This is a genomic window from Acrocarpospora macrocephala (assembly GCF_009687865.1).
Classification (GTDB): Bacteria; Actinomycetota; Actinomycetes; order Streptosporangiales; family Streptosporangiaceae; genus Acrocarpospora; species Acrocarpospora macrocephala.
The window spans coordinates 139,923-157,110 of record NZ_BLAE01000003.1 but is presented as its reverse complement, the minus strand read 5'-3'; the positions used below and the strand labels follow the sequence as shown (position 1 = coordinate 157,110).

The 17,188-nt window shown below is 67.3% G+C and carries 18 protein-coding genes; 4 read left to right on the top strand and 14 right to left on the bottom strand.

All coding sequences use genetic code 11. From position 1 onward, the window contains the following. Window positions 1–21: 21 nt before the first annotated feature. A complete protein-coding gene (locus tag Amac_RS00685) occupies window positions 22–435 on the bottom strand; it encodes a hypothetical protein (protein ID WP_155352283.1) in 414 nt (137 codons plus the stop codon). Between the two features lie 394 nt (window positions 436–829). Next, on the bottom strand, window positions 830–973 hold the full coding sequence (locus tag Amac_RS00680; protein ID WP_155352282.1) for a hypothetical protein: 144 nt from the start codon (window positions 971–973) through the stop codon (window positions 830–832). A 188-nt stretch (window positions 974–1,161) separates the two neighbouring features. On the opposite strand from Amac_RS00680, the gene Amac_RS00675 reads away from it, so the two are divergent. From Amac_RS00675 to Amac_RS00665, 3 genes are all read left to right on the top strand, one after another. Next, entirely contained in the window at window positions 1,162–1,758 is a 597-nt protein-coding gene (locus tag Amac_RS00675) for a nuclear transport factor 2 family protein (protein ID WP_155352281.1), read from the top strand. Between the two features lie 91 nt (window positions 1,759–1,849). Continuing rightward, on the top strand, window positions 1,850–2,440 hold the full coding sequence (locus Amac_RS00670) for a nuclear transport factor 2 family protein (protein ID WP_218040806.1): 591 nt from the start codon (window positions 1,850–1,852) through the stop codon (window positions 2,438–2,440). Between the two features lie 49 nt (window positions 2,441–2,489). Next, entirely contained in the window at window positions 2,490–3,713 is a 1,224-nt protein-coding gene (locus Amac_RS00665; RefSeq protein WP_155352280.1) for an acetyl-CoA C-acetyltransferase, read from the top strand. A gap of 2 nt (window positions 3,714–3,715) precedes the next feature. On the opposite strand, the gene Amac_RS00660 is transcribed toward Amac_RS00665, so the two are convergent. The 11 genes from Amac_RS00660 to Amac_RS00610 form a co-directional block, all read right to left on the bottom strand. After that, entirely contained in the window at window positions 3,716–4,681 is a 966-nt protein-coding gene (locus tag Amac_RS00660; protein ID WP_155352279.1) for a VOC family protein, read from the bottom strand. Window positions 4,682–4,735: 54 nt separating this feature from the next. Next, window positions 4,736–5,500, bottom strand: a complete 765-nt coding sequence (locus tag Amac_RS00655) for an SDR family NAD(P)-dependent oxidoreductase (protein WP_155352278.1) — start codon at window positions 5,498–5,500, stop codon at window positions 4,736–4,738. 51 nt (window positions 5,501–5,551) lie between these two features. Then, on the bottom strand, window positions 5,552–6,319 hold the full coding sequence (locus Amac_RS00650; RefSeq protein WP_155352277.1) for an SDR family NAD(P)-dependent oxidoreductase: 768 nt from the start codon (window positions 6,317–6,319) through the stop codon (window positions 5,552–5,554). Window positions 6,320–6,370: 51 nt separating this feature from the next. Then, entirely contained in the window at window positions 6,371–7,600 is a 1,230-nt protein-coding gene (locus Amac_RS00645; RefSeq protein ID WP_170322242.1) for an MFS transporter, read from the bottom strand. A 34-nt stretch (window positions 7,601–7,634) separates the two neighbouring features. After that, a complete protein-coding gene (locus tag Amac_RS00640; RefSeq protein WP_170322241.1) occupies window positions 7,635–8,636 on the bottom strand; it encodes a VOC family protein in 1,002 nt (333 codons plus the stop codon). 56 nt (window positions 8,637–8,692) lie between these two features. Next, on the bottom strand, window positions 8,693–9,577 hold the full coding sequence (locus Amac_RS00635) for an ABC transporter permease (protein ID WP_155352274.1): 885 nt from the start codon (window positions 9,575–9,577) through the stop codon (window positions 8,693–8,695). After that, the gene (locus Amac_RS00630) at window positions 9,577–10,458 is read right to left on the bottom strand and encodes an ABC transporter ATP-binding protein (protein WP_155352273.1); all 882 of its coding nucleotides are present in this window, start codon (window positions 10,456–10,458) and stop codon (window positions 9,577–9,579) included. The genes Amac_RS00635 and Amac_RS00630 overlap by 1 nt, the downstream gene beginning before the upstream one ends. Further along, a complete protein-coding gene (locus tag Amac_RS00625; RefSeq protein WP_170322239.1) occupies window positions 10,455–11,537 on the bottom strand; it encodes an ABC transporter substrate-binding protein in 1,083 nt (360 codons plus the stop codon). Before Amac_RS00625 ends, Amac_RS00630 begins: the two co-directional genes overlap by 4 nt. Before the next feature lie 79 nt (window positions 11,538–11,616). Next, window positions 11,617–13,629 carry an acetoacetate--CoA ligase gene (locus Amac_RS00620; RefSeq protein ID WP_155352271.1) on the bottom strand — a complete coding sequence of 671 codons (2,013 nt, stop codon included), beginning with the start codon at window positions 13,627–13,629 and terminating at the stop codon, window positions 11,617–11,619. Beyond that, window positions 13,626–14,567 (bottom strand): VOC family protein, encoded by a 942-nt coding sequence (locus Amac_RS00615; RefSeq protein ID WP_155352270.1) that lies wholly within the window; start codon window positions 14,565–14,567, stop codon window positions 13,626–13,628. The genes Amac_RS00620 and Amac_RS00615 overlap by 4 nt, the downstream gene beginning before the upstream one ends. A 26-nt stretch (window positions 14,568–14,593) precedes the next feature. Next, window positions 14,594–15,508 carry a fumarylacetoacetate hydrolase family protein gene (locus Amac_RS00610; protein WP_246267987.1) on the bottom strand — a complete coding sequence of 305 codons (915 nt, stop codon included), beginning with the start codon at window positions 15,506–15,508 and terminating at the stop codon, window positions 14,594–14,596. 107 nt (window positions 15,509–15,615) lie between these two features. Here Amac_RS00610 and Amac_RS00605 point away from each other — a divergent pair, with 107 nt between their 5' ends. Continuing rightward, the gene (locus tag Amac_RS00605; protein WP_155352269.1) at window positions 15,616–16,302 is read left to right on the top strand and encodes a GntR family transcriptional regulator; all 687 of its coding nucleotides are present in this window, start codon (window positions 15,616–15,618) and stop codon (window positions 16,300–16,302) included. Window positions 16,303–16,313: 11 nt separating this feature from the next. On the opposite strand, the gene Amac_RS00600 is transcribed toward Amac_RS00605, so the two are convergent. Beyond that, a complete protein-coding gene (locus Amac_RS00600; RefSeq protein ID WP_155352268.1) occupies window positions 16,314–17,051 on the bottom strand; it encodes a hypothetical protein in 738 nt (245 codons plus the stop codon). Window positions 17,052–17,188 lie beyond the last annotated feature (137 nt).

Here is a 17,188-nt window from a genome sequence, read left to right as displayed (position 1 = left end):
GCCCGCGACGCCTGACCCACGTCAATCACACGCGCCGAGGGGTTCGACCGCGTGGGTGACCCGGCCACCCTGCGGGGGTGCGGCGAAGGCGACGGAGAAGCAGCGCACGACGACTCCGCCGGACCCGAGGAACGATCCCCTGTCCGCCACGGCCTCCACCGTGACAACGGGCGATCCGGGTGCGGTCGCGCGCACCCGGACCTCCGCGAGCGCTTCGTCCGCCTCCGCCACCGGGTCGGCCACGCTTTCCCAGCGTTGCACGGCGCGCTCGGCGAACAGCACGGCGTAGCGCCCGGCAGCCTCCTCGGCCGCCACGGTAAACCGCCATTCGGCGACGTAGAAGCCGATTACCGGCAGCGCGAACACCAGCACGAAGATCCCGAGAGCCACCAAGAGGGCCACTCTGACCCGCCGGACATCCCGTTCGTCGACCACCCGCGTACCCTTCCGTCGGTGCTCCGATGTTCAGCGCGGCCCGCCTACCAGCCGACGTAGTTGACCTCGAGCGGCCGCAGGTGCTGCCCTACCCGAGTTCGATCTCCAGTACCACCCGGTTCGCCATCCTGATCCGCTCATACGAGCATCCCCGATGCGGTACGACTGGTCCGGGCCCTCTTCGACGAACAGGCCGAGCGGTATGGCTACGCAGATCCTGCCGAGGGGGACCCGGCCGCGTACACCCCCTCCAGCGGACTGTTCCTGGTCGCGTACCTGAACGGTGTCGCCGTTTCCTCTGGCGGCTATCGCGCCCACGACGAGCACACCAGAACGGTAGAGATCAAGAAGATGTACACCGTTCCTGAGCTACGCAGTCAACGCTCGAGCGAACTCATCTGGTCGCTTCCTCATTCTTGGACTTCGTCGCGCCCGCCAAGATGGGATCGAGCCCGCGGATGGGCGGATTGATCTCGTTCGGGACGCGGAACGCCCTCGCGCCGAACGGGTCGTCACGGGGTGCGGGGGTGCCGATCACGCAACCATGTTGGATTCGAGGTGTCAACGATATTTCGAAGTTGTGCGCTTTGCTGCATAATCATCGAGCATGTTCGAACCGGCGTTGGCGGCATCACTTCCCGTGGCGTCCCAGGTGGCCCACGATCCGCTCGCCCGCGCTCGAAGCTCGCACCGCCCGCGCCGCAATCGAGTCCTGAAGGAGTACCCGTGGACAGCCCCGACCGCAGTATCCGGTCCGTCATCGAAGCCTGGGCGATCTGGCGCGACGCAGGGGCGTGGGACGACCTCCGTCTGACGTGGCATCACGACGGTCGGATGAAGACAACCTGGTTCAGGGGCTCTGCCGACGATTTCGTCGCTGCGGCTCGCGCCGGCTTTGAGGCGGGAGTGCTGGTGCACCACTTCCTCGGTGGCTCATCGATCGAGGTGTCGGACCATCGCGCGATCGCACAGACGAAGATGTCCATCTCACAGCGCCTCATGTTGGAGAACGTCGAGGTTGACGTCACCTGCGTGGGGCGGTTCTACGACTTCTTCGAGCGGCGAAGCGGCGACTGGCGAATCGTGCTTCGCGAACCGATCTACGAGAAGGACCGAGTGGACCCCGTGACGCCCGGCCAGATTCCGGTGATGGATCGAGCAGTGCTGGCAACGCTGCCGTCCGGCTGCCGGCATCTGCTCTACTGCCAGCGCAATGCGGGAATGAGCGTCCACACGGACGTTCCAGGTCTTCGCGGCCGAGAGGTGCAGGAACTCTACGCGGATGGCCGGCGCTGGCTAGCTGGCGAGACTCTCCGACGCTGACGGGCCCACCCCATCACGGCAGGTCCTCGGAGAGTGAGCACTATTTTCGTAATTTTCACCTCTTCCCGAGAATGTCTGTTACATTCGCGGCATGGCGATTAGTGACATCGAGACCGTGACTCAACTGGTGCTGCACGAGCGCCAGGGGCGCGACCGCAGGTGGTGGGACCAGATGCGCGCCCAGTACTGGCCGGACGCCACCGTGCACCTCAGCTGGTTCGAGGGGAGCGCCTACGAGAACGTCGACCAGTCCGAGGCGATGAACGCGAACGGCAGCGTGTCGACGCATCGCCTGTCCCCCTTGGTCGTCCACGTCGCCGGAGACCGCGCCATCGCCGAGTTGCCGACCGTGATCGAAGCTCCGATCACCATCAACGACGTCGACGTCGTCCTGATGTCATCCCTCCGCATTCAGTACCGCGCGCTCCGGCGCGACAGTGAATGGCGACTCCTCAGACTCGACACCGTCTACGAGCGCGACCACCTCGTGGTGACGACACCCGGCGAGTCCGTGCACGTTGCTGCCGCCGAGCTTGCGCCGTTCCGCAAGCCCTACCGTCTGCTCGCGTGGTTCCTGGCCTCGCGCGGCTACACCGTTCTCGATGATCTGCTCGGCGACGATCGTCCCGATGAGGTCGCCGCGTTCTACGAGCGCGAGCGTCGTTGGCTGAACGAGTCCTGATCACCATCGCTTCACCGGACTCGACGACGTCCGGGAGAAAGGAATCCCTGTGCCCGAAGCAGTGATCGTCTCGACAGCGCGCTCGCCTATCGGCCGCGCCTTCAAGGGGACCCTCGCCGGCATGCGCGCCGACGATCTGACCGTGCAAATGGTCCGTGCCGCCCTGGATAAGGTGCCCGAGCTCGACGCGGCGGACATCGCCGACCTCATGCTCGGCTGCGGGATGCCGGGCGGCGAGCAGGGGTGGAACATGGGCCGGAATGTGGCGGTCATGCTCGGCTACGATCACCTCCCGGGCACCACGATCACGCGCTACTGCTCGTCGTCGCTGCAGACGACGAGAATGGCGTTCCACGCGATCAAGGCCGGCGAGGGGGACGTCTACATCTCCGCCGGCGTCGAGGTCGTGAGCGGATTCAGCAAGGGTACGAGCGACTCGATCGAAGGCCAGGACCTCCTGAACCCTCGGTTCGCGGACTCCCTCGCTCGCAGCACGCGCCGCGCCGCGCATCCTGAGCCCTGGATCGATCCCCGAGCGCGGGGTGAGCTTCCGGACGTGTACCTCTCGATGGGTCAGACGGCTGAGAACGTCCAGCAAGTGCTGGGGATGAGTCGTCGCGAGCAGGACGAGTTCGCCGTACGCAGCCAGAACCTCGCCGAGAAGGCGATCGCCGACGGATTCTGGGCGAGCGACATCACCCCGGTCGTCCGGCCCGATGGCACGGTGGTCGCGACGGACGACTCGCCTCGCCCGGGCGTCACGCTCGAGGCGGTGAGCCGGCTCGAACCGGTTTTCCGCGCGGGCGGCACCGTTACCGCCGGCAACGCCTGCCCCCTCAACGACGGCGCGGCCGCGGTCGTCGTGATGAGCGCCACCAAGGCCAAGGACCTGGGCATCACCCCCCTGGCCAGAATTGTCGCCACCTCCGTCACGGGCATCTCGCCCGAGATCATGGGTCTCGGCCCCGTGACCGCCATCCCTGCCGCACTGGATGCCGCCGGAATGTCCCTCGCCGATATCGACCTCTTCGAGATCAACGAGGCCTTCGCCGTACAGTGCCTTGGTTCGGCTCACAAGCTCGGCATCGACCTCGACCGGCTCAATGTCAACGGTGGGGCGATCGCGATCGGACATCCGTTCGGAATGACCGGCGCCCGCATCACCAGCAGCCTCATCAACGCCCTCGTTCAGCGCGACAAGCAGTTCGGTGTCGAATCGATGTGCGTCGGCGGTGGAATGGGCATGGCGATGGTGATCGAGAGGCTCGCCTAGGCCTATGTCCGCACGTACGGGCTTCCCGGCGGCGCGAGCTCCTGCGGTTCGAAGCCGTACGAGCTCGCGAACTGTTCGGGCACCAGCAGCATCTCGACGGAGAGGTTGTCCACGAGACGCAGATAGAAGCCGCCGGAGACCGCCGGCATCCCGGCGGTCGAACGGATGCCGAGACGCTCGGACGCTTCGCGCGCCCGCAGGAGTTCGTCGCGGTCCCGGTACCCCATGGCGACGTTCATGAAGCCCTGATCGCTCAAGGGTGCGTCGGGGTCCGGGGCCTTCGGCTCGGGGATTTCGTACTCCATCACCTCGAGGAGCACGTCGCCGGCTTGGAACACCGCGCAGGTTCGCCGAGCACCCTCGAGTCCCCACAATGCCTCGTGCTCGGGACGGTGCAGGGCGTCGGACGCGATCTCGGGGAACCCGTAGACCTCTCGGATCTGGCGACGCGCGACCTCCAAGTCCGACACCGACACCGCGGCATAGGACACGGCCGGGCCGGGCCGCACGCCAGGAACGGCTGTCTCCTCGGTCTCCTCGATGATCTCGACGATGACGTCCGACCCGGATTCCCGGAAGCAGACCCGCCGCGCCCCATCGACGATCACGGGGTCGGTGAGCGTCGACTCCCCCGCCGCGCTCAGCCGCTCCAGCACCGCGTCGAAGTCGGAGACGGTGATGCCGTAGCGCACCCAGCCGAGGTCCGAGGGCCGCCACCCCGCCGGCCGGGGTCGCTGCGGGGGGTTGATGTGGTGGAACAGCTCGATGTGCACGAACTCCTGACGTCCGAGCATCCACCACAGCATGACCGAGGTGTCATCGCCACTGGGCAGCTCCTGCAGGCGGGCGGCGAACTCGCCCCACCGGGGCCTCCCGCCCGCGCTCGAGAAGCCGAACACCTCGACCAGCGTGCGAATCGTGCGCGGCATGTTCGCCGTGCACACGGCGACCTGGATGAGACCTGCCATGTTCCAACCTTCCTGATTCAGAATTCAGAGAACGAGCGCGACGATGCGGGCCCGTCAGGCCGTGCCGAAGTTGACCAGTTCGGTGATCCCGCCGTCGTAGCGGAACTCGGCGCCGGTCAGCGAGCGGTTGGCGGGGTCGGCGAGGTACACGATCGCCCGCGCGATCTCGTCGACGCCGATGAGATGCCCCAGCGGCATCCGGGCGGTCAGGAGCTGCCGCGCGGCATCCGGATCCGCGTCGTAACGACCGGTGACGGAGGTGTGCACCGCCCCGGGGTAGACCGCGTTGACCCGAATGCCCTCGGCCACGAGATCGGCGGCCATCGCCCGGGTGAGCGCGGCGACCGCGCCTTTGGACGCGCTGTACACCGCGCGTAGCGGGGTCCCGGCGACGGCGGCGATGGACGCCACATTGACGATCGTGGCCGAGTGCCCCGCCCGCAGGAGTGGAATCGAGTGCCGGCTGACTCGCGCGACGCCGAACACGTTGACGCCGAAGACCTGGAGCCAGTCGTCTTCGGTCGCCGTCTCGACCGACCCTCTCGCCCCGATCCCGGCGTTGTTGACGACGACGTCGAGCTTCCCGTACGCGTCGCCGAGAGCGGCGAACGCCGCACTCACGGAGGCGTCGTCGGCGACGTCGCACGGAATCCAGCTGATCCCCTCAGTTGGCGGGCCTTCGCGCAGGTCGAGCCCGACGACGGTCATCCCGGCCGCGGCGAACGCCGATGCGGTGGCCAGCCCGATGCCGGAGGCGGCCCCGGTGACGGCGACGATGCGGCCGGCGTCGCTGGAGGGCGGCGTGCGTCCTAGGTTCATGATCACCTTCCGATAACTGTGCGGGTGGTGGTGATGCGGGTCATTCGGTGTTCACAACCTCCGCCCCGCGGTCAGGCCGCCCTCGACGGGAATCAGCGCACCCGTGACGAAGGACGCCTCGTCGGACAGCAGCCATCGCGCCGCATGGCCGATCTCCACCGATTCGCCTGGCCGGCCCAGCAGATGGAGGCTGGCCGCCCGCTCGACGTACGCCGCGGACTCCGTCGACCCGAAGACGGCCTCGGCCATCGGCGTGCGTATCGAGCCCGGGAGGATCGCGTTCACCCGAATGCCGAGCGGCCCGCCCTCGACTGCGGCGGCACGTGTCAATCCGCACACGGCATGCTTCGAGGCGATGTACTCCGCTCGGTTCGGCAACGCCATCACACCGAGCCCGGAGGAGGTGTTCACGATGGACCCGCCGCCTGCCATCGCCCGCATCTGATGCTTCAGGCAATGGAACGTCCCGAGCACGTTGACGCGCATCACCCGGAGGAAATCGTCAGTGGTCAGATCGACGAGCGGTTTCTCGTTCTGTGCCACTCCCGCGTTGTTGAACGCGCCGTCCAGCCGCCCGAAACGCTCGACCGTGCTTTCGACGAGCGCGCGCACCTCGTCCTCCTCGGCGAGGTCGGCTTGGACGAAGAACGCCTCGGGCCCGCCAGCGGAGAGCTCCGCGGCGAAGGCGGCGCCGCCCGTTTCGACCACATCCGTCAGGACGACGTGCGCCCCGGACTCGGTGAGCAAGCGCGCGGTCGAGCTGCCGATCCCGCCAAGCCCACCGGTGACGATGAACACCTTCGCGTTGGTTTTGCTCACAACGTCTTCTCCTCCGTGGATGCCGAGCGTGTGGGTCACTGAACTTCTCTCCTACTCCGCTCGTCGGCCGGCGGCCGCCGTGCGATGGAGCCAGACGATGATGAGGCAGAGCACGGCCACGACGAGGGCCATCGCGATCAGGGTCGTGCGGAACGCCGCGGCGTAGACGTCAGCGTGCCCGACCCCGCCCGCGGCGACCCGGGCAGCCGTGGCCGGGGGGAGTGAGTAGCTGATGAGCGCGGCCATCACCATGCCGTACCCGCCGACGGCGATGGCCGCCGAGCCCGTGCGGAGGAAGTTGAGCACGCCGACGGCGGTGCCACTGCTGCGAACGGGAACGGAGGAGATCGCTTCACCGTCGATCAACCCCATGGGGAACCCGTAGCCGAAGCCGACGAGAGCCAACGGCATGATCAGCCAGGCGAGCGCAACGCCTGGGGACAGCAGCAGCATGCCGAGGTCTCCGATGATCAGGGCTGCGAGCGAGGCGTAGATGATCGTCTCGGGGCGGATCCACCGCACGCGACGCACCAGGTGGGCGGCGAGCAGGGGACCGACGAACACCGGGATCGTCATCGGGAGCATGAACGTCCCTGCGTCCGCCGCGGTCATACCGAACATCGCCGCCGTCGCCACCGGCAAGTAGGTGAGGATAGTGACGTAGCCCACCGCCGGCGCCAGCGGAACCAAGCAGAAGGCAAGGAATCGGCGATTGCGCAGCAGCGTGAAGTCCATGGCCGTCTGATGCGGCTCGCGCTGCGGGTGGGCGCGCGGAAGGGCCGCACTCACGACAAGGACGACCAGTGCCGCCAGGCCGAGGACCGCGTAGACGCCACGCCATCCGACGCCCGCTACCAGACCTCCCATGATGCTGGGGCCGAGGGCCAGTCCGATCCCCACGGTCGTGCCGAACAGCGCGAACGTCCGCGCCCGGGCTGGGCCGCTCGGGTAGGCGTGCGACATCGCGGCCGATCCTCCAGCGATGATCCCCGCACTTCCCACCCCACCGAGGAAGCGGCCGACGTCGAGGACCAGCAACGTCGGCGCCAACCCGCTGACGGTCGACGACGCGAGCACGACCACCAGGCCGATCACGAAGGTGAGCCGGTATCCGAACCGGTCGGCGAACACTCCCGCGGCAATCGTGAAGACCGCGAACGCGAAGTTGAACCCGTTCACCGCCCACTGCAGACCGAGCTGATCGGAGCCGAGGTCCCGAGCGATCGCCGGTAGTGCGATCGCGGTACCGGCCACGCTCAGGGGCGTGAGGAAGACTGCCACGAGGACGACAGGAGCTACCGGCAACGACCATTTCCTACTCACGGTCTCGGCGAGGCCGGTCGCTGTCACGTGCCATCAAGCTGGCGGCCACCTCGGGGGCGAAAGCACTTCCCGGGGGCGCCAAGTCCTGTGGGCTGAAGCCGTACGCCCCGTCGAGATCCGGAGGCACGAGGAGCAGCTCGACGGAGAGCCGGTCAGAGATCCGCAGGTAGGTGGCACCCGACACAGGCGGCGGGTCAGTGGTGGTGGAAGCGCCAAGGGACTCAGCGGCCGCGAGAGCATCGAGCATCTCCGCACGATCCCGGTGCCCGATAGCGACATTCATGATGCCCTGGTCACTCAGCAGCGCATCCGCCGCCGGCGCCTTCGGTCGTGGCGTCTCATAGTGCATCACCTCGAGCAGTACGTCGCCGGCACGGAAGACGGCACATGCCCGTCGCGCGCCGTCGAGCCCCCACATGGCCTCGTGCTCGGGTCTGTGGATAGCGTCTGACTGAATCTCGGGGAAGCCGAAGACCTCGCCGAAGTATCGGCGCGCACCCTCAAGATCGGATACGGACGCCGCCACATACGCAAGCGCCGGAGCGTGGGACCCAACCGTCTCCTCCATGATCTCGACGATGGCGTCCGCGCCAGGCTCTCGAACGCACACGCGACGACGTCCGTCGACGTCTACCGGACTGGTCATCGTGGTAAGACCCGCACCGTGCAACCGCCGCATCGTGAGGTCGAAGTCAGGAACGGTGACTCCGAACCGGACCCAGCCGAGATCGGAGGGTCTCCAGCCCGGACGCCTCGGTCGTTGGGCGGGGCTCGTGTGGTGGAACAGCTCGATCTGCACGAACTCCTGCCGCCCGACGAGCCACCACATCATGACGTATGTGTCATCTCCGGTCGGGAGCTCATGGACGCGCGAGGCGTACTCGCCCCAGCGCGGTCGCCCGCCCGCATTGCGGAAGCCGAGCACGTCCACGAACGTCCGGATAGTACGAGGCAGATCAGCGGTGCACAGCGCGACCTGAGCGAGATTGGCCACTTCGGAACTCCCTGGATCCAGTCGAATCGAGTACGTGCCGACGCGAAGACTCGCCGTCACTCCGACTGAATCCACCAATGCAGCACCCGGCGCTTGAACGCGTCCGCGATCCAGAGCATCAGCAAGGCACAGACTGACAGGACGATGATCACGGCAAACGTCATGCTGGTGTCGGCCGCGTTCGTGGCGGCTGTGATCAGCAGACCCATCCCCGACACGCCCGTGAGGATCTCGCCGGTGACCACCGAGACGATCGCGAAACTGACGGCGACGGGAAGGCTCGAGAGCGTCCAGGCCAGCGAGTAGGGGAATCGAACTCGCCACATGAGATCCCACCCGGAGGCACCGAGCAGGCGGACATTGTGCCGCACATGCGCCTCGACAGTTCTGGCGCCCTCATAGGCATTGAACAGAGCCACGAAGAAGACCACCATGAAGGCGATCACGACGGAGCTCTGGAGTCCGCTGCCGAAGAGCACGACCACGATGGGGATCAACGCGATCCGCGGCACCGCGTTCAGAGCGACCACGAACGGGCGGAACACCGCTCCCGCGAACTCGAAGCTGCCCAGCAGCAGGCCCATCAGGCCTCCGACGATCATCGCGATCACGAGGCCGATGATCGAGGCGAGAAAGGTCGGCCCCAGGTACCCCCAGACCGCGGGTACGCCCTCGCGCCCCAACAGCAGGTTCATCAAGGTCGCGCCGACGCGAGACGGCGAACTGATGAAGTACGGGTCGAGGAGCTTCCACTGCGACAGGCTGCCGATCTGGGGAACGAACTCCCACGCGAGCAGGACGACGACCGCGACCAGTGCCTGCGTCGCGGTGACGACCACGCGTGACCGGCTGTTCATCCGGATACGTCCGGTGCCCGTGGCGCTCGGGTTCACGACCGGGAATTCCTTGGGGCTCGCCTCGGAGAACGTGTTGGTCGCCATCAGTGGCTCCCCTCGGCGTCGTCCCGAGTCGACTCACTCTCGTGTGACGCGTCGATCTGAAGGTGGAGATCCCGCCAGAGCCGGCTGTAGAGATCAAGGAAGTCGGCGCTCTCGCGGAGCGTCATCATGTCGCGCTCCGGTCCGAAGGGAATCTCGTGCTTGCTGAATACGGAGGTGGGCCGGGGTCCCATGATGTACACCTGGTCGCACATGCTCGCGGCCTCGGCGAGGTCGTGCGTCACCAGGACGGTGGTGATGCCCAGTTCCCTGACGATGTCGAACACGTCCTGATGGATGGCCACCCGGCTCGGCTCATCGATCGCCGAGAAGGGCTCGTCGAGCAGCAGGATCTGCGGAAACGCGGCGACGCTGGTGAGGACTGCCACCCGCCTGCGCATCCCGCCGGAGAGCTGGTACGGGTAGGCCTTCTCGAACCCTTCCAGATGCACCATCGCGATGAGCTCGCGGATCCGTTGATCGATCGCTCGTCGCGACAGCCCTCGGCGACGCTCGCCTGACCCCTTCTTGAAGCTGTAGTGCAACTTGACGTTCTGTTCCACGGTCAGCCACGGCAGCACGGTGTCCTTCTGGAAGACCATGCTGAGGAGATGCCGACCCGATTGATCCGGGCGTACGAGGATGTCGCCGGCCTGCGCTTCCCGAAGACCCGCGATGAGGCTCAGCACCGTGCTCTTCCCGCACCCGCTCGGACCGACGATGCCGATGCTCTGCCCACCGGCGATGCTGAGGTCGAGACCGTCGATCGCGTGCAGTCCACTCGGGTAGCGGTACCCCACGTTGCGAAACTCGATAGAGGCGCCGGCGGCGCGCCCGGTTTCACTGTCCGGGCGAGTCGAGAACTCCGACAGATGCGTCATCATTCTCCAATCGCCGCTTTGTAGTACGACATGTCGACCGCGCTGGCGTAGTCGAACCTGCTCGAGTCGCTGGCGAGGAAGTCCAAGCCGCCGGTCTGGTAGAAGGCCAGGGTTCTAGCCCAGACGTCCTCGGAGATGTAGCCCTTGTCCGGGCTGAGCAGCGGCTTGAACTTCTCCACGGCCTCGGCCAGCACGTCCACCGAGCCCACCGCTGCCCACTGGGGGTCGTAGGAGATCAGCGTTCGAGCGATGTCCTTCGAGTCGGCCGCCAAGTAGTCGGACAGCGCCGTGTCGTACGCCCTCAGGAAACGCTCCACGGCCGGCTTCTTCTCTTTCAGCCTCTCCGGAAGTCCACCGAAGACGTCCTCCACGCCAAGGGCGGGCCACCCGGGCGGAAGACTGGATTTGTCCGTGGGGTCGAGGAGGACGCGCAGCTTGCCGCTGTCGATGCCGCTCTGGTAGAAGGACACGTTTCCGGTCGCGCAGTCCGTACGCCCGCCTATGACGTTCGCCGCGATGGCCGGGACCGTGGTGAGTTGCGTGATCTTCCATTTGACGTCGTAGACCTTCTCCAGCTGTCTGGTCCACGCGTACAGCACCGTGCCAGGAGTCGCTGTGGTGACCGACTTGCAGTCGGTGGGCGTCTTGACCGAGTCACTCGAGGTCACGACCCACCCGGAGATGCCCGAATCCGAACCGTAGATGGCGGTGACGCGCTTGCCGGAGTTGATGACGCCGAACAGCGCACCTTGTGCGCCCATTGACAGGTCCACCTGACCAGCGACGAGCTGAGCGCTGTGGGCCGCCTCACCGGCCTTGATGGAGAGGTCGAGTCCCGCGTCCTTGAAGTATCCCTTCGCCGCAGCCCAGTACAGGGATGCTTGGGGGACGGTTGCGTTCCGCACACCGACCACCAGCGACCCATCCTCCGATGAGGCCGCACGGTCGGCGCCTTCGCCTGCTCCACAGCCCACCGCCAGGACGGAGATGACGGCCAGCGCGGCGAGCCGAGCGGTCACGCCCTTGCGCCTCGGCCCCGTGGCCGCCGACGCGGGACTGATTTCAACATCTCGCTGAATCATGTCTTCAGCTCCTCTGCTGTCCCTGTGGGACATCGTGCTAAATCTCTTTGGATCGTTTTTCGTCCCCCGACTGTGCGAATCACCGGTCGGCGCTCGACTCCTCGTCGGCCCACCGGCGGGCGAGATCGACATAGAACGGGACGAGCTCCGGGCGATCGATGGCGCCGGCGCTCAGCACCTCATTGGGGTCGGCGCCCTGGAGGATTCGCTTGAGCGGCACCTCCAGCTTCTTGCCGGTCTTGGTGTGCGGAACGGCGGGCACCACATGGAATTCATCGGGAACGTGGCGCGGCGAGCCTTCGGTACGCAGCTTGTGCCTGATCAGCTCGATGGCCTCGGTGTCGAGGGCATGGCCGTCCTGCGGCACGAGGAACATCGGCATCCGGTAACTCCCGTCCGGGCGTTCGACACCCAGCACGAGCGCCTCCGCGACGCCGGCCGCGCCTTCGACCACCTGGTAGAGATCGGCCGACCCGATCCGTACCCCGTTGCGGTTGAGCGTGGAGTCCGAACGACCGTGGACGACGAACGTGCCGCGGCTGGTGTGAGTCGCCCAGTCGCCGTGCCGCCATACGCCGGGAAAGGTCGCGAAGTACGCCTCGTGGTAGCGCTCCCCGTTCACGTCACGCCAGAAGCCCAGCGGCATGGACGGCATGGGGACGGTGACGACGAGCTCGCCGACCGTGTCACGCACGGGACGACCGGCGTCGTCGAATGCCGCTACCGCGACGCCGAGGAGCGGACCCGGAATCTCGCCGCGGTGGACCGGCAGACCCGGCGCACCGCCCACGAACGAGCTGACCACGTCGGTGCCGCCGCTGGTCGAGATCAACGGGATGTCCGGCGACACGGCGTCGGCGGCCCAGTCGTAAAGCGACTCGGCCACGGGGGCGCCGGTCACCATGATCTGGGTGAGGTGTGCGAGGTCGTGGTCGTCGCCGGGCCGCAAGCCGGCGGCGACGGCGGCCCGCAGCAGTCCCGGACTCGTGCCCAGCTGAGTGGCACGCTCCCGCTCGGCGATCTCCCACAGCCGGTCCGCCGTGGGGAAGAGCGGGCTTCCCTCGTACGCGACGGTCGTGACACCGGCGAGCAGGGCCGAGACGACGACGTTCCACAGCATCCAATTGGTCGTCGTGTACCAGAACAGGGTGCTGCCCGCGGACAGGTCCTGGTGCAGGCCGAGCATCAGCAAGTGCGTGACGACGACACCGGCGTGGCCGTGCACGATGCCCTTGGGGATGCCCGTCGTGCCTGACGAGAACAGCACCCACAACGGATGGTCGGGCGCGACCTGCTCGGTGCGAAAGGTGTCGATGCCGGCCGTCGCCACGGCGTCGGACCAGGTGACGAACCGGGTACCGGCAGGCTGGTCCGCGGGCTCGACCTCCAGGCCGCCACGCGTGACCGTCACGACGAGGCGGGGGTCGAGCCGGTCGACCAGCTCGGTAAGGACGTCCCGGCGGTCGCGGAGCACGCCGCCGAACGAGTATGCGGTCGCGCCGACCAGCACGGCGGGCTCGAGCTGTGCGAGCCGGTCGCTCGCGGCCGATGCCCCGTAGTCAGGTGCGCAGCACGCCCACACCGCCCCGACCGCAGCCGTCCCGAGGAAGGCGACGATCGCCTCGTCGGCGTTCGGCAGGTAGCCGACCACACGGTCGCCGGGCTCGACACCCGCGTCCCGCAGCGTCGCCGCGAAGGCGGCGACACGTTCACCGAGCTCGTCCCAGCGGACCTCGCGGCGCGTGCCGTCTTCGGCGATTACTACTACGGCCGGCGTGTCCAGGCGGCCGACGTGCCGCAGCACCTGGTCGACATAGTTCAGGCGTGCGCCGGTGAACCAGCGTGCCCCGGGCATGCGGGGCTCCTCCAGGACGGTGTCGTACGGCCGGGACGAGATCACCTCGAAGAAGTCCCACACCTCGCCCCAAAACGTCCCGGGATGGGCGACCGACCAGGCGTGCAGCAGTCCGTAGTCCGACACGTCCACGCCGTGTCGACTCGCGACGCGAGCGGCGAACCGGCCCATGGCGGAGCCGGCTCCGATCGGAGCGCCGGGCCCTGAAGCCCCTGGCCGGTCGGAGGCCGCCGTCATGACGAGTGCGATCCGGTCATCAGACCAGCGAGGTCCTCGGGCGCGAGGAACGACGGCGGCGGGGGCGGACCCCACTGATACAGCGACCGGGCGCCCTCCCACACGCCCGGCGTCCACAGGGCGTCGTCGACGATGCAGTCGATGTCGGCGTAGTACTCGGAGAAGTTCCCGGCCGGGTCCTTGAGGTACCAGAAGAAATTCGAGCCGATGGCGTGCCGGCCGAGTCCCCACACGTGTCGTCCCGGGTCCGCCTCGAGCATCTCCGCGGCGCCACGTCCGACCTCGTCGACATCGTCGACCTGCCATGACGTGTGGTGCAGGAAGGTGACGGGCGCACGCTGCACCAGGAGGTTGTGGTGGTCGGTCGAGCAACGCATGAACGCGGCGAGGTCCTTGACGGTGTCGCTTACTTTGAAGCCGACGCCCTCGGTGAAGAATCGCTGCGTGGCCTCCTGGTCGGCCGACCCGAGAACGACGTGCCCCAGCTTGCGCGGCCTGACTCTGGTCCCGCGTGTGACGGCATCGGCGCGCGCGTTCTCGCGGGCGATCACGCCCGGCGTGTTGTAGACCGGAGCGGGGGTCGGCCTGGACTCAACGCGTGGGGCGATCTCCACCCGCACCCGTACGTGGGTACCGGGGTCGACTGCCTCCACCGCTGTCGCGGAGCGCACAGTCTCGACCTCTAACCGCGCCATTGCCCGCGCCACGCGGTCGAGGTCGTCCGAGTCGTCGGCGCCTACCCCGAGGTCGAGCAACCTGCGGCAGGGAGCATAGGTGATGGCCAGTTGCTCGCCGCCGTCGACGGTGCTGAACCGTTCGACGTCCGGCGTACCGCCGGTCGCGGTGACCCGCGTCAGGCCGAAGTCCCCGTAGTACGCGGCGGTACTCCGGACGTCCGGCACGCCCATCGTGATCCTAGTGAGCCGGTGCAGCGGCATGAGAGATCCTTTTGTGGTTCGGGAAGCTAGGGGGCGACGCACGTCTGACGCAGGCTGCCGATGCCCTCGATGGTCGTCTCCACCACGTCGCCGGCCTGGAGGAAGACGGCGGGTGTGCGGGCACCGCCGACACCGGCCGGCGTACCGGTGAAGATGACGTCACCCGGCATCAACGGCACGACCGACGACAAGCGCTCTACCAGCGTCGGAACAGGAAAGATCAGGCGGCTGGTCGAGCTCTTCTGCATGGTCTCGCCATTGATCCGGCACTCGATCGTCAGGTTGTCCGGATCGGCGACCTCGTCCGGAGTCACCAGCCAGGGGCCCTGGGGGGCGAATCCCGGGAAGGACTTGCCGAGCGAGAACTGCGGGGCCGGCCCCGACAGTTGAAGCGCGCGCTCCGAGTAGTCCTGTCCGACGGTCAGGCCCGCCACGTACGACCACGCGTCGGCCGCCGTCACCCGCTCGGCCCGGCGCCCGATCACGACAACGAGTTCAGCCTCCCAATCGACCGTCGCCGCGGGCAGCTCGAGCCGGCCCACAGGTCCGGCGAAGCTGCCAACCCACTTGGTGAACGCCGGGGGCGAGTCAGGATGCTCCAAGCCCGCCTCGTCAGCGTGGTCACGGTAGTTGAGCCCGATCGCGAAGACCTGCCGTGGATCGGTCGAGGGAGGACCGAGCTCCTCGAGCACGACCGGCACACCGTCGGCGGCGAAGTCGATCGACGAGCCGGTCGCCCAGTCGACGAATTCATCCCACGCGTCGTATACGCCGCGCGGCTCAGGCCCGAAGCGGCCTCCGCTGGCCCGGGCGACGTCGACGATCGACGCAGTGTCGGCTGAGACGAGAACCGTCCTTCCAGACCGCGTTGCAATGCGCACTCGTTTGACCTCCTGGAACGAGGTCGTCACCGCGACGACCGAGACTGTGGCAGCGCTCACACAATCACCTGATATTCGAGGTGTCAAGATTATTTCGAAGATTTGTCGTTTTGCCTCTTCTCCCGGTGAGGTTCGCACAACTTTCGGAACTTCGTTAAGATGTCGTCATGCCGCGTGCCCGAACCTCAAACCCCACCCGCTCGGACGTGATCCTCGGCCAGATCCGAGTCGACATCCTCAACGGCCGGCTGGCTCCAGGCTCCAGGCTCGGATTCGCCGATCTCGGCGAGCGGTACGCGGTGAGCGCGGGCGTGCTGCGCGAGGTGCTGACGCGACTCGTCGAGCAGGGACTGGCCGAGTCAGAGGCGCAGTTCGGATTCCGGGTCGTCGACGTCTCGATCGAGCGCCTCATCCAGCTCACCGATGCCCGCGTCGCCATCGAGACACTGGTCACGCGACAGGCGATCGCCGCCGGCGACATCGCGTGGGAAGCCGACGTGGTCGCCAAACACCACGCGCTGGCCCGCATCGGCGACTCTATGTTCAGCGAAGGCATCACCGAGGAATGGCTGACCGCCCACGAGGCGTTCCACGCCTCCATCCTTTCGGGCTGCAAGAACGCGTACCTCATCGAGATCGCACTTCGGCTTCGCTCGATCTCTGAGGTATATCGGTGCTGGTCGCGGCCCGAGCACACCCGCACGCACCGCGATGTGGCCAGCGAGCACCGCGAGATCATGGCGGCGGCGATCGGCCGCGATGCGGACCGCGCCGTGGAACTGACTGAAGCTCACATCCGGCTCACGACTGAGTTGCTGATCTCTGGCCGCACCGCCGAACTTTCCTCGCCCTGACTCACCGAGCGTCAGGTGGTGTGCCGGGTCCGTACGACGGCTCGGACCACGATCAAGGCGATGGCCATGACCAGGATGTAGAGCGGGAGGCCGAGGGCGACCTGGCGGGCGACTTCGGCCACGACGCTGACCGGTTCGGCCTGGGGTAGAGGGGCGCGGCCGTCGCCCCACCAGGTGGTGACCTGGGTGGCGACCCAGGTGCCGCGGCCGACGAGGGCGTCGTGCAGGAACGGGCCGGGGGCGGTGACCAGGGCGAAGGCGGCGCCGCCCGCGATGACGTAGAGGGTCTGGCGGAGTTGGTCGTCTTTGGCGTGGGCTGAGATCCATCCGGCGAGGGGGAGGATGAGGGCGATGGCGGGGAGGAGGCCGATGAAGCCGGCCGAGGAGTCGAGGAGCCAGTGCTGCCAGTGGCTGATGGCGGGGCCGCCTTCGCCTAGGTAGATGGCGTGGTACCAGAACATCACCGCGCCGCCGCCGTACGCGAGGAAGAGGGCCGAGATGAGGAGGGCGGCCCAGGCCATCCGGCGGGAGTAGAAGTCGCGCACGATCCCGAGCACGAATCGAGGGCTGAGGAGCGCGCGCAGCCCGGAAGCCCCTTCAAAGATCGCCGAATGGCCTCCGTCCGCTGAGCCGGAAGTCCCCGGCTCGGCCGCCTGGGGAGATGCCTCGGGTTGATCCGCCTGCGGAGAGGGGTGGTCCGCTGGGTCGAACACCGTCCACGCGGTTGCGTGGGGGACGCGAGATGGCATCGTCGGCCTCCGTGTCAATCGCTGTCAATGCCCGCAAAAACCATAAGTTGGCGATGATCCCCGGTGCGGGAGGGAAAACTTTCCCGACTCGAATTCCATTCGGAAATAGCCGTTGACCTGGCACGATGCCCATATAC

Bases quoted from the DNA above. Each gene is read 5' to 3' on its own strand.
- Amac_RS00615 (WP_155352270.1), bottom strand. From the start codon at position 14,567: ATGCCGCTGCACCGGCTCACTAGGATCACGATGGGCGTGCCGGACGTC.
- Amac_RS00635 (WP_155352274.1), bottom strand. From the start codon at position 9,577: ATGGCGACCAACACGTTCTCCGAGGCGAGCCCCAAGGAATTCCCGGTC.
- Amac_RS00625 (WP_170322239.1), bottom strand. From the start codon at position 11,537: ATGATTCAGCGAGATGTTGAAATCAGTCCCGCGTCGGCGGCCACGGGG.
- Amac_RS00630 (WP_155352273.1), bottom strand. From the start codon at position 10,458: ATGATGACGCATCTGTCGGAGTTCTCGACTCGCCCGGACAGTGAAACC.
- Amac_RS00620 (WP_155352271.1), bottom strand. From the start codon at position 13,629: ATGACGGCGGCCTCCGACCGGCCAGGGGCTTCAGGGCCCGGCGCTCCG.
- Amac_RS00660 (WP_155352279.1), bottom strand. From the start codon at position 4,681: ATGGCAGGTCTCATCCAGGTCGCCGTGTGCACGGCGAACATGCCGCGC.
- Amac_RS00655 (WP_155352278.1), bottom strand. From the start codon at position 5,500: ATGAACCTAGGACGCACGCCGCCCTCCAGCGACGCCGGCCGCATCGTC.
- Amac_RS00605 (WP_155352269.1), top strand. From the start codon at position 15,616: ATGCCGCGTGCCCGAACCTCAAACCCCACCCGCTCGGACGTGATCCTC.
- Amac_RS00600 (WP_155352268.1), bottom strand. From the start codon at position 17,051: ATGCCATCTCGCGTCCCCCACGCAACCGCGTGGACGGTGTTCGACCCA.
- Amac_RS00670 (WP_218040806.1), top strand. From the start codon at position 1,850: ATGGCGATTAGTGACATCGAGACCGTGACTCAACTGGTGCTGCACGAG.